Genomic DNA, 12,219 nt, shown 5'->3' on the forward strand with positions numbered 1-12,219 from the left:
CTGGCGTGAGGGGGCGGGGGAGGGACTGTACGGCGTGCGGCGCGGGGAGCGGGACCCGGGATACGGGATACGGGATACAGGACCTGGTGACAGCGGATACGGGATACCGGATAGGGGATACCGGACCTGGGATCCGGGAACGGGGATCGTACGGGTCGGACAGGGCTGGAACGTCGGAGACCGCTTGTGTAGTTCCACCCGGCCAACGCCGTGCCCCCCTCCGTCACGGACAATGGGCCCGTGCGCTACTGCATCCTCGGTACCACCCGGGCACTCCGCGACGACGGCACGGCCGTCCCCCTCGGCGGGGCGCGGCTGCGTGCCCTGCTCACCGTGCTCGCGCTGCGCCCCGGCCGGACCGTCCCGGTCGGAGTCCTCGTCGACGAGGTGTGGGACGGCGACCCGCCCGCCGACGCGGCCGGCGCCCTCCAGGCCCTGGTCGGAAGGGCGCGGCGGGCCCTGGGCCGGAGCGCCGTCGAGTCCGTGGAGGGCGGCTACCGGCTCGCCGCCCCGCCGGACGCCGTTGACCTGCACCTCTTCGAACGTCTGGCGGGCGAGGGCAGCCGGGCCCTTCAGGACGGCGACGCGTCGAGCGCCCTCGCCCTCCTGAAGGAGGCCCTCGCCCTGTGGCACGGGCCCGCGCTCGCCGATCTGCCCGACCGCGCGGCGACGGCGTCCCGCTGGGAGGCCCGCAGGCTCGACGCACGCCGCGCCGGGCTCGCGGCCCTCCTCGCCTCCGGGCGACCGGAGGAGGCACTGCCGGAGCTGGCCGTGCTCTGCGACGCCCACCCGCTCGACGAGCCGCTCCAGGGCCTGCGCATCACGGCCCTGCGGGACGCCGGCCGCCCCGCCGAGGCGCTGGCCGCGTACGAGGAGGTCCGCGCCCTGCTCGACGACCGCCTCGGCACCGCCCCGGGCCCGGCCCTGCGCGCCCTGCACACCGAACTGCTCCACCAGGAACCGGCCGCGCCGCCGGCGCCGGGGCCCGCACCCCGCCCCGCCGCGGGCGCGCGCCTCACCCCGACCCCGACCCCGACCCCGACCCCCGCCCCGGCCCCGCCCGGGAACCTCCGGGCCCGGCTCACCAGCTTCGTCGGGCGCGACGGCGACATCGCCGCGCTCCGCGACGACCTCGCCCGGAGCCGGCTCGTCACCCTGCTCGGCCCCGGCGGCGCGGGCAAGACCCGGCTGTCCCAGGAGACCGCGGAGGCCGCCGCCGAGGGCTGGCCCGACGGCGTCTGGCTCGCCGAGCTGGCACCGGTCGACGACCCGGACAGCGTGCCCGAAGCCGTCCTGTCCGCGCTCGGCGCCCGCGAGACCGTGCTGCGCGGGGCGGGGGCCGAGGAACTGCGGGCCACCGACCGCACCGGCGCCGACCCTCTCGTACGCCTCACCGAGCACTGCGCCCCGCGCCGGATGCTGCTCCTCCTGGACAACTGCGAGCACGTCGTCGAGGCGGCGGCCGCTCTCGCCGACCGGCTGCTGACCCACTGCCCGCAGCTCACCGTCCTCGCCACCAGCCGCGAACCCCTCGGAGTGCCGGGCGAGTTCGTCCGTCCCGTCGACCCGCTGCCGGACCCGATGGCGCTGCGCCTGCTCGCCGAGCGCGGGGCGGCGGCCCGCCCCGGCTTCCGCACCGACGCGGACGGGGCGACCGCGGCCGCCTGCGCCGAGATCTGCCGCCGGCTGGACGGACTGCCGCTCGCCATCGAACTGGCCGCCGCCCGGCTGCGGATGCTCACCCCGCGCCAGATCGCCGACCGGCTCGACGACCGCTTCCGCCTCCTCACCAACGGCAGCCGGACCGTGCTGCCCCGCCAGCAGACCCTGCGTGCCGTCGTCGACTGGTCCTGGGACCTGCTCGACGCCACCGAACGCGCCGTGCTGCGCCGTCTCTCCGTCTTCGCCGGAGGCTGTTCCCTCGCCGCCGCCGAGGAGGTCTGCGCCCTCCCCGCCCCCGACGGCGGTGTCGCCGTCGACTCCCTCGACGTCGCCGCCCTCCTCGGGTCCCTCGTCGACAAGTCCCTCGTCGTCGCCGCGCCCGGCGACGACGAGGAGATGCGCTACCGGCTGCTGGAGACGGTCGGCGAATACGCCGCGGAGCGCCTGGAGGAGGCGGCCGAACGGGACGCCGTCGAGCGGCGCCACCTGGTCCACTACCGGGAGCTGGCCCGGATCACCGGACCGCGGATGCGTGGCTCCGGACAGCGGGAGGCCATCGCGGTCTTCCGGCGTGAGTACGAGAACATCCGCACCGCGCTCCGCCACGCCGTCGCCGCCCGGGAGGAGCACGAGGCCCTCTGCATCGTGCTGTCGATGGCCTGGTACTGGCAGTTGCGGGACCTGCGCTCGGAAGCCCGCCAGTGGAGTGAGCTCGCCTCCTCGCTCGGCCCCGACCCCTTCGCCCCGCCCGGTGTCCGGGCTCCGGTGCTCATGGAAGGGGCCACCGACCGGCCGCCGCCGATGGACGGCGAACAGCTCGCGGAGGCGCGGCGCGGGGTGGCACTGATCCAACTGGCCGGTGTGGACCACGCGATCACCGAATGGTCGACCCCCGAGGGCAAGGCACGCCTGGAGATCATCGCGGACACCTACCGGCCCGGCATGCCGCAGACCTGCCGCATGCCCGGAACGTTCTGGCTGTTCGCGGTCATGCTCACCAGCGACATGGACCGGCTGTTCGCGGTGCTCGACGAGACGGTCCGGGCCTCCCGGGTCCACGGTGGCGAGTGGGAGCTGGGCTCCGCGCTGAACACCCGCGCCAACCTCCTGTCCAACAGCCCCGCGCGGGTGGCGGACGCGCGCGCCGACGCCGACGAGAGCCTGGAGATCTACACCCGTCTGGGCGACGACTGGGGCGCCGCCGAGGCGCTTTCCGCGCGGGGAGAGGCCAACGAGCGCGCCGGGGAGTTCGCGGCGGCCCTGGACGACTACCGGGCCGCCGTGGAGTACGCGCAGAAGATCGGCGCACAGAGTCAGGCGGCGCTGCTGCGTGCCCGGTACGCCGGAGCCCTCATCGAGCTCGACCGCCTCCCGGAGGCCGAGACCATCCTGCGTGACGTCACCGAGAACGGTCGGCAGTCCGGTCACGAGGCGACGCCGATGGCCCGCATCCACCTGGGGTTCGTCCTCGGGCTCCAGGGGCGGGTCGACGAGGCACGCCGGGAGGCGCAGCTGGTCCGCGAGGACTTCAAGTCCCGCGACGTCGCCATCTTCGGCGGATTCGTCCACGGCGTGCTGGCCTGGCTGGACAACCTCGACGGCGCCCACGTCTCGGCCCTCGACAACGCGCTGATCGCGCTGAAGGGCGCGCTGGAGCCGCTGTCGATGATGGTGGCCCCGCAGATGCCGTCGGCCCATCTGACGGCCATCGCGCACGCGCTCGCCGGCTTCGGAGGCCCCGGAGCGGGGGAGGACGCCGCCCGGCTGCTGGCGTTCCAGGCGACGCTCCTGCCGAAGGGGCACGTGCCGAGCGTCATGGAGCACCGCAACTCGGCGCTCGCCGAGCAGGCCGCCCGGGACCGGCTCGGCGACGAGGCGGCGTACGAGGCGGCGTACGAGCAGGGCGGCGGCCTCACACTCGACGAGGCCACCGCCCTGGCGGAGACGTACCGGCACACCCCTCCGGCGTAACGCTTCTGCGCTCAGGCCGTCTCGCTCAGGCCCTCATGCTCAGGCCTTCATGCCCAGGCCCGCCGGCTCAGGCCTTCTTGCGGAACTTGGACACCGCCAGCGGCGCCATCACCAGCGTGATGCCCGCCGCCCAGGCGAGCGTCACCCAGACGGAGTTGGCGACCGGGCCGCCCATCATCAGGCCCCGCACCGCGTCCGCCAGATTGGACAGCGGGTTGTAGTCGGTGAACGTCTGGAGCCAGCCCGGCATGGTCTTCGGCGGCGCGAAGATGGAGGATCCGAACTGCAGCGGCATCAGCACCAGCATTCCCATCCCCTGGACCGCCTGGGCCGTCTTCATGGCCAGCCCGAGCACGATGAAGATCCACATGATGGCGGCGCCGAACACCGCCGACAGCGCCACGGCCGCCAGCAGCCCGAGCACCGAGGTGCCCAGCGTCATACCGAGGGCGAAGCCCATCGCGAGCAGGATGGCGATGGCGACCATCATCCGGCCCAGCTCGACCACGATCTTGGCGATCAGCACCGAGGAGCGGGCGATCGGCATCGTCCGGAACCGGTCCATGACGCCCTTGCGGAAGTCGTCGTTGACCCCGGTGCCGACGGCCATGGCGATGTTCATGCCCATCATCGCCATCAGCCCGGGAACCAGGTAGTTCAGGTAGTCCTGCCGGTTCCCGCCGAGGCTGCCGCCGACCGAGCCGCCGAAGACGTACACGAACAGCAGCGTGAAGATGATCGGCATCAGAAGGACGTCGAACATCGACTCGGGGTCCTTCTTGATCTGGAGCAGATTGCGCCGCGCCAGAGCCCCGATGTGCCGCAGATTGGCCCGCAGACCGATCCGGCCCTCCTCGTTCCGCACCTTCGGGGGCGTGGTTCCGGCGGTCCCGGCGGGGGCGGGGGTCAGTGTCGTGGTGCTCATGCGGCGACCTCCTGGGGAGCCTGGTCGGAGAGGGGCGCGGCCTTGTCGCCGGTGATCGCGAGGAACACCTCGTCGAGGCTGGGCAGGGCGGTGGAGACATGGGCGAGGGAGAACCCCCGGACGCCCAGCAGCCCGATGACGGCGGTCAGCTGCTCGTCGCTGAGGATCGGCACGTACAGCAGGCCCTCGTCCGGCACCGCCTGCGCGCCGGCGACGCCGTCGAGGCCCGCCTCCCGGATCGCCTGCGCCATCGCGGCCAGCTCCGCCGGGTCCGAGGGCCGAATCTGGAGGGTGCGTCCGCCGACCTTCGCCTTCAGCTCGTCGACCCCGCCGCGGGCGATGATCTTCCCGCGGTCGATCACGGTCAGTTCCCTGGCGAGCTGCTCCGCCTCCTCCATGTACTGGGTGGTCAGCAGTACGGTCGCGCCCTCGGCGACCATCCGCTGCACCTCGTCCCAGACCTCGTTGCGGGTCCGGGGGTCGAGCCCCGTCGTCGGCTCGTCCAGGTAGAGCACGGAGGGGTTGCCGATCATGGAGGCGGCCAGGTCGAGGCGGCGGCGCATCCCTCCGGAGTACTCCATGCAGGCCCGCTTGGCCGCCTCGGTGAGTGAGAACCGCTCCAGCAGCTCGTCGGCGCGGGCCCGCGCCTTCTTACGGGGCAGATCGAGCAGCCGCCCGATCATGTAGAGGTTCTCCCAGCCGGAGAGCTTCTCGTCGACCGAGGCGTACTGCCCGGTGAGGCCGATGGTGCGGCGGAGCTGCCGGGGCTGCTTCACCACGTCGTAACCCGCGACGACCGCGCGGCCGGAGTCGGGAGTGATCAGGGTGGACAGGCAGCGTACGAGAGTGGTCTTGCCGGCGCCGTTGGGTCCGAGCACACCGAGGACGGTGCCTTCGCGGACATCGAGGTCCACGCCGTCCAGTGCTTTGGTCTCGCCGTAGTGCTTGACCAGCCCCCGCACCTCGACGGCGTTCCGGCCGCTGCTGGGGTTCTTGTCGATTCGTTCCATGTCCACCAGCACACCAGTGCCCACCGACAGCTCGCCGACAGGCCGCCGACACGGCCCGGCACCGGGTGCCACGCAGGCGACAGCCCGCCGATGGGGGATGTCGGCGGGCTGTCGGTGGTGCGGGAAATGGCTGGTGGGCGCGGGACGAAGGCGGGTCAAAAGGCCCGTGAGGTCAGTGCGCGGGCATCAGTGGAAGGTGTGCTCCGGCGCCGGGAACGTGCCGCCGACGACCTCGTCCGCGAACTCCTTCGCGGCGTCGCCGAGCACCTGGCGCAGGTTCGCGTACTGCTTGGTGAAGCGCGGCACCTTGCCGCCGGTCAGCCCGACCATGTCCGTGTAGACGAGCACCTGGGCGTCGGTCGCGGAACCGGCGCCGATGCCGACGGTCGGGATGTGCAGCGTGCGGGTGACCTCGGCGGCCAGCTCGGCGGGCACCAGCTCCAGCACGACGGCGAACGCGCCCGCGTCCTGCACGGCCTTGGCGTCGCGCAGCAGCTGCTGGGCGGCCTCCTCGCCGCGTCCCTGGACCCGGTAGCCCATCGCGTTGACGGACTGCGGGGTCAGGCCGATGTGTCCCATGACCGGGATGCCGGCCTCGACCAGCAGCCGGATCTGCTCGTGGGACCGCTCGCCGCCCTCCAGCTTGACCGCGCCGACGCCCGACTCCTTGACGAGCCGGGTGGCGTTGCGCAGCGCCTGGACGGGACCCTCCTGGTAGGAGCCGAAGGGCAGGTCGCCGACGACGAGGGCGCGCCTGGTGCCCCGGACGACGGCGGCGGACAGCATGGCGATCTCGTCCATCGTGACGGGCACGGTGGTCTCGTAGCCGAGGTGGCAGTTGCCCATGGAGTCACCGACGAGCATGACCGGGATGCCGGCCTCGTCGAAGACGGACGCGGTCATCGCGTCGTAGGCGGTGAGCATCGGCCACTTCTCGCCGCGCTCCGTGGCGGCGGCGATGTCGTGGACGGTGATGCGGCGGGTGGGCTTCCCTCCGTACAGCGCTTTGCTGCTGTCGGCGGACGCACCCGCGGGGGAGGAGGTGCCCGTGGGGGAAGACGGATTCTCTGCAGCCTGAAGCGACATGGCCGGTGGCTCCTTCGTCATCTCGAGGCGCCCTGACGGCGTCCCCGGATCCCTTCCATGGTGGCATCCCGCCCCGCCACTCGGGAAGTGGGCCCGCACGTGTGTCCGAACGGCGGCCGGCGGGGAGCCGGTGAGGGACCGGCCGGGAACCGGCGGGCGACTGGCGGGGAAACCTTTAACAATACGAGACGGTCTCGTATCGAAATGAGGCTAGGATCGTCCCCATGCCCCTACCGTCCGGCGCTCCCGCCGCCGCGCCCCGTGTCCCCGAGGCGATCCACCGCCGTCGCTGGTGGATCCTCGCCGTCCTCATGTTCAGCCTGCTCATCGTGGTGCTGGACAACTCGATCCTGAACGTCGCGGTCAAGACGATCGCGAGCCCCGCACCCACCGGCATCGGCGCCACCCAGAGCGAGTTGGAGTGGGCGATCAACTCCTACACGCTCGTCTTCGCCGGGCTGCTGTTCACCGCGGGCCTGCTCGGCGACCGGATCGGCCGCAAGAAGGTCCTCCTCGCCGGCATCCTGGTCTTCGGCATCGGCTCCGCGCTGGCCGCCTTCTCCTCCTCGCCCGGCGAGCTCATCACCTGGCGGGCGCTGATGGGCTTCGGCGCGGCCTTCGTGATGCCCGCCACCCTCGCCGTCCTGATGAACGTCTTCGAGCGCGACGAGCAGCCCAAGGCCATAGGCATCTGGGCGGGCAGTGTCGGGCTCGGCATCGCCATCGGCCCGATCACCGGCGGACTGCTCCTGGAGCACTTCTGGTGGGGCTCGATCTTCCTGGTGAACGTCCCGGTGGTCGTGATCGCCCTGATCGCCATGGCGATCCTGGTCCCCGACTCCCGCGACCCGAAGCCCGGCAAGGTCGACCCCGTGGGCGTCGCGCTGTCCATCGTGGGCCTGGTCCTGCTGGTGTACGGGATCATCCGGGGCGGTGAACTGGCCGACTTCACCGACACCACCGTCCTCGTCGCCATCGTCGGCGGACTGCTGGTGCTGGCCGGATTCGTCTGGCACGAGAAGCGCAGCAGCCATCCGGCCATCGACGTCACGTACTTCCGCGAGCCCGCGTTCTCCGCCGCCGTCGCCGCCATAGCGCTGGTCTTCTTCGCGCTCATGGGCGTGACCTTCTTCTCCGCCTTCTACCTCCAGAGCGTGCGCGGCTACACCGCCCTGGAGTCGGGCCTGCTGATCGTTCCGCTCGCCGCCGCCCAGATGATCTTCGCGCCCCGGGCCCGGCTGGTCGTCGACCGTTTCGGCGCCCGCGCGGTCTGCACGGTCGGCATGTTGCTCGTCGCCGCCGGACTCGCCTCGTTCGCCCTGTTCGACACCGGTACGCCGGTGTGGGCGATGTGCCTCGTCTTCTTCGTCCAGGGCACCGGGATGGCGCACATCATGCCGCCCGTCACCGTCGCCGTGATGCAGGCGCTGCCCCGCGAGAAGGCCGGTTCCGGATCCGCCGTCAACAACACCTTCCGCCAGGTCGGCGGGGCGCTCGGGATCGCGGTCCTCGGCTCGGTGCTCTCCACCGTCTACCGGGGCGACATCGAGGGTCACCTCGGCGCCGTCCCGGCCGGGGTCAGGGACGTGGCGGGCGAGTCCATCGAGGCCACCCTCGGCGTCGCCGAGAAGCTCGGCCCGGTGGCCGGAAAGCCGCTGGTCGCCGCCGCCCACGACGCGTTCATCAGCGCCATGCACGTGACCGCGCTCGGCTCGGCGGCCGTCGCCCTGATCGGCGCCGTCGTCGTCGGCCTGTTCCTGCCCGGCCGGACCGCGGCGGCGACCGGGGCCCCCGAGGCCGCGGAAGCCCAGCCCGCGAAGGAGAAGCTGAGCCGCTGACACCCGGGTGCACCGGGTCGCAGGGGCCCGGTGCACCACGGTCGGCCGTGGGAATCCGGGTCGGACGGGCCCCGCGGGCCAGGCCGGCCGGTGAGGCCCGTCGCTCCGGGCCTCCCGGGTCGGCGAGAATCGGGGCGACGTACGCACCGGGACGAGCGCCGGGAACGTACGCGGGACGACATCGCGGCGAGAGGCGGCTTCAGGTGCAGGGCGAGGACGGCGAGCGGGACGGATGCGGGGCGCGGGACGGCGGCGAGCCGCCGGCCGGGACGGCTCCGGAGCCCCGCCGCGGACGGCCCCGCTCCGCCGCGGCGGAGCGGGCGATCCTGGACGCCGTCATCGTCCTCCTGGAGGCGGGCGAGCCGCTGGCGGGCCTCTCCATCGAGCGCATCGCGCGCACCGCGGGCGTCGGCAAGGCCACCATCTACCGGCGCTGGAGCGGGAAGGAGGAGCTCTTCGTCGACGTCGTACGCGACATGGAGCCCACCGACCCGCCCGTCTCCGGCACCGCCGGACTCGCCGACCTGCGTGTGATGCTGGAATCGATGCGCACCCGGGGCCTCGCCCAGCGTTCCTCGGTGCTCCTGGTCAACATCTTCGCCCAGATGAAGAGCCACCCGAAGCTGTGGCAGGAGTATTCCGGCACGGTGATCGCCCCCCGGCGCGTCGCGATGCTGGAGGCGGTGCGGCGCGCCGTCGCCGCCGGGGAACTGCGCGACGACCTCGACGTGGAGCTGATCGACGACCTCTTCGTCGGCCCCATGCTCGTCCGCACGGTGCACCGCCCCGACGCGCCGCTCCCCGAGGACCTCGTGGACCGCGTCATCGCCGCCCTGCTGGGAGGGCTCGCCCCCGCACGGGTCTGATGGCGCTGTCGGGAGGGCTCGTCCCCGTACGAGTGTGATCGTTCTGTCACAAGGCCCCCCGGCCGGCCCCGCGCCGGAACCCGTCGTCCGGCCTCCGTCGTCCTGTTTTCCGTACGGGCACTCCGTACGGTCGTGGGACGTCGGGCGGGTCTGTGGGCCGACGGCCGGAAAGACGCCGCTCATCGCCTAGGGTCGAGTGCGCGGCGATGTGCAGGGCAAGGCAGTGAGGACAGCGCGATGGTGCAGGCGTACGGGGCGGACACGGACCACGGCAGCGCGGAGCGGCCGGAGACCGGCGGGTCCCGCTTCCGGGGCCTGTGGGACAGACTGAGGTCTGACCGGGGCGTCTGGCGCCGCGGGATCGTGCTGGCGCTCTGCTCGGTGCTGCTGACCCTGCTGATGGTCGTCCACGCGCAGATCCCCAACCGGCTCGGCAACCTCGGCAGCCTCGTCGAGACGTTCCTGCCGTGGGTCGCGCTCTTCATCCCGGTGCTGCTGGTCCTCGGCCTGGTGCGGCGCTCCGCGACCGCGGTGATCGCGCTGCTGCTGCCCGCGGTGGTCTGGCTCAACGTCTTCGGGGGCCTGCTCACCGACAAGTCCGGCGGCGGCGGCGACCTCACCGTCGCCACCCACAACGTCAACGCGGGCAACCCCGACCCCGACGGCACCGCCCAGCAGGTCGCCGGTTCCGGGGCGGACGTCGTGGCCCTCCAGGAACTCCCGGGCGGGCAGGTCTCCACGTACGAGGAGTCGCTGGCCGACCGCTACCCGTACCACTCCGTCCAGGGCACCGTCGGTCTGTGGAGCAAGTACCCGCTGGCCGACACCAAGCCCGTCGACATCAAGATGGGCTGGACCAGGGCGATGCGCTCGACGGTCAGGACCCCGCAGGGCGAGGTCGCGGTGTACGTGGCCCACCTGCCGTCCGTCCGCGTGAAGCTGCACGCCGGGTTCACCGCCAACCAGCGCGACAACAGCGCCGACGCGCTCGGCGAGGCCATCGCCGACGAACGGGTGGAGCGCGTCGTCCTGCTCGGCGACCTGAACGGCACGATGAACGACCGTTCGCTGAACGCGGTGACCGCGCAGATGCGCTCCACCCAGGGCGCGGCGGGCGACGGCTTCGGATTCAGCTGGCCCGCCTCGTTCCCGATGGCCCGGATCGACCAGATCATGGTCAAGGGCGTCGAGCCGATGGCCTCCTGGACCCTCGCGGCGACCGACAGCGACCACCTCCCGATCGCGGCCCGCGTGGAGCTGTGACGTATCCGGCGGGCCGGGTGGGTCCGGTGGGACGGATGGCTGCGGTGGGACGTCCGCAACGAGCCGTTCACCTGCCGGTAGGCGCCCGGGCATAACCATCTGCGAGAATTTGTTCCGGTAACTTACATATGGCGTGAGCCGTTGTCCCGCACCCCGCGTGCCCCGGCAACGGCTTCCTGCTGTTCCCGGCCGCTCGACCCCCCGAGCCTCCCGCCCTCCTCCGAGCCTCCCGCTTCCCGAACCTCCCGTTCCGATGAAAGGTCTCCTCCCCATGCCCCTGGCTCTCCTCGCCCTGGCCGTGAGCGCCTTCGGCATAGGCACGACGGAGTTCGTCATGATGGGGCTGCTGCCCAACGTGGCCGACGACCTCGGCACGTCCGTGCCCACCGCCGGATACCTCGTGTCGGCGTACGCGATCGGTGTCGTCCTGGGTGCGCCCCTGCTCACCGGCCTCGGCTCGCGGGTCCCGCGCAAGCGGATGCTCCTGCTCCTCATGGCACTGTTCACCGTCGGCAACCTGGCCTCCGCGCTCGCCCCGGACTTCGGCTGGCTGATCGCGGGCCGCTTCCTCGCGGGTCTCCCGCACGGCGCGTTCTTCGGCGTCGGCGCGGTCGTCGCCGCCCGGCTGGTCTCCGAGGGCCGCCAGGCGCGGGCCGTCGCGACGATGTTCCTCGGCCTGACGGTGGCGAACATCGTCGGCGTACCGGCCGCCACCCTGCTCGGCCAGCACCTCGGCTGGCGGGCCACCTTCCTCGTGGTCGCGGCGATCGGCCTCGCCGCGATGGCGGCCCTCACACGCCTGGTGCCCCACATCCCCGTCGAGGCGCACCAGGACGTCCGCCGCGAACTGCGCGCCCTCGGCAACCGTCAGGTGGTCCTCGGCCTGCTCACCGCCGTCTTCGGCTTCGCCGGGGTCTTCGCGGTGTACTCGTACCTCTCGGCCATGACCACGGAGGCGATGGGCTTCGGCGCATCCTCGGTCACCCTGGTCCTGGCCCTCTTCGGCATCGGGATGACCCTGGGCGCGCTGGCCGCGGGCCCCCTCACGGACCGGGCGCTGCGCCCGACCCTCTACGGATCGCTCGGCGCGCTCGCGGTGATCCTGGTGGTCTTCCCGTTCACGGTGCACGTCCCGTGGGCCGCGCTGGTGATGGTGGTGCTGCTGGGCGGAGTCGGCTTCATGACGACGACCCCGCTCCAGATGCTGGTGATGAACAAGGCGAAGGACGCCCCGACGCTGGCCTCCGCCTCCAACCACTCCGCGTTCAATCTGGCCAACGCGGGCGGCGCCTGGCTGGGTGGCGTCGCCATCGCGGCGGGCTGGGGCTGGACGTCCCCGGCCCTGGTGGGTGCGGTGCTGGCAGTGATCGGCCTGGCCGTGGCGGCGACAGCGGGCTACCTGGACCGGGACCCGTCCCCGAAATCCCGCGTGGTGGCAGCAGGCTCCCGCACCACGGTCGACGACCCGGCGACATCAAGCCGGTCCGGCACCCACTCCAGCCCGTCCGACACCCATCACTCCAGCCCGTCCGGCGTTTGAGGACGGAACGAAGCGCCGGACAGCCGAAGCGCCGGACGGCCCAGGCAGCCACGCATGG

At 72.5% G+C, this 12,219-nt stretch carries 8 protein-coding genes; 5 read left to right on the plus strand and 3 right to left on the minus strand.

Annotation, left to right across the window (positions count from 1 at the left end):
* Positions 1-240: 240 nt before the first annotated feature.
* Positions 241-3,633, plus strand: coding sequence for an AfsR/SARP family transcriptional regulator (locus tag ACIRJT_RS07385; protein ID WP_403905756.1), 3,393 nt, complete (start codon positions 241-243; stop codon positions 3,631-3,633).
* 67 nt (positions 3,634-3,700) lie between these two features.
* On the opposite strand, the gene ACIRJT_RS07390 is transcribed toward ACIRJT_RS07385, so the two are convergent.
* The 3 genes from ACIRJT_RS07390 to panB form a co-directional block, all read right to left on the minus strand.
* Complete coding sequence (locus tag ACIRJT_RS07390) at positions 3,701-4,558, minus strand: ABC transporter permease (RefSeq protein ID WP_403905758.1); 858 nt, start codon at positions 4,556-4,558, stop codon at positions 3,701-3,703.
* Positions 4,555-5,568 (minus strand): ATP-binding cassette domain-containing protein, encoded by a 1,014-nt coding sequence (locus ACIRJT_RS07395; RefSeq protein ID WP_403905761.1) that lies wholly within the window; start codon positions 5,566-5,568, stop codon positions 4,555-4,557. Before ACIRJT_RS07395 ends, ACIRJT_RS07390 begins: the two co-directional genes overlap by 4 nt.
* A 186-nt stretch (positions 5,569-5,754) precedes the next feature.
* Complete coding sequence (gene panB, locus ACIRJT_RS07400) at positions 5,755-6,654, minus strand: 3-methyl-2-oxobutanoate hydroxymethyltransferase (RefSeq protein WP_403905763.1); 900 nt, start codon at positions 6,652-6,654, stop codon at positions 5,755-5,757.
* A 224-nt stretch (positions 6,655-6,878) separates the two neighbouring features.
* On the opposite strand from panB, the gene ACIRJT_RS07405 reads away from it, so the two are divergent.
* The 4 genes from ACIRJT_RS07405 (at position 6,879) to ACIRJT_RS07420 (ending at position 12,161) form a co-directional block, all read left to right on the plus strand.
* Positions 6,879-8,492: a DHA2 family efflux MFS transporter permease subunit gene (locus ACIRJT_RS07405; RefSeq protein WP_403905766.1), complete on the plus strand. Its 1,614-nt coding sequence runs from the start codon at positions 6,879-6,881 to the stop codon at positions 8,490-8,492.
* 203 nt (positions 8,493-8,695) lie between these two features.
* A complete protein-coding gene (locus tag ACIRJT_RS07410) occupies positions 8,696-9,358 on the plus strand; it encodes a TetR/AcrR family transcriptional regulator (RefSeq protein WP_403905768.1) in 663 nt (220 codons plus the stop codon).
* Between the two features lie 237 nt (positions 9,359-9,595).
* Positions 9,596-10,621, plus strand: a complete 1,026-nt coding sequence (locus ACIRJT_RS07415; RefSeq protein ID WP_403905771.1) for an endonuclease/exonuclease/phosphatase family protein — start codon at positions 9,596-9,598, stop codon at positions 10,619-10,621.
* Positions 10,622-10,892: 271 nt separating this feature from the next.
* Positions 10,893-12,161, plus strand: a complete 1,269-nt coding sequence (locus ACIRJT_RS07420) for an MFS transporter (RefSeq protein WP_403905773.1) — start codon at positions 10,893-10,895, stop codon at positions 12,159-12,161.
* The last annotated feature ends 58 nt before the right edge of the window (positions 12,162-12,219 follow it).

Source organism: Streptomyces sp. NPDC102283, from assembly GCF_044766265.1.
GTDB lineage: Bacteria > Actinomycetota > Actinomycetes > Streptomycetales > Streptomycetaceae > Streptomyces.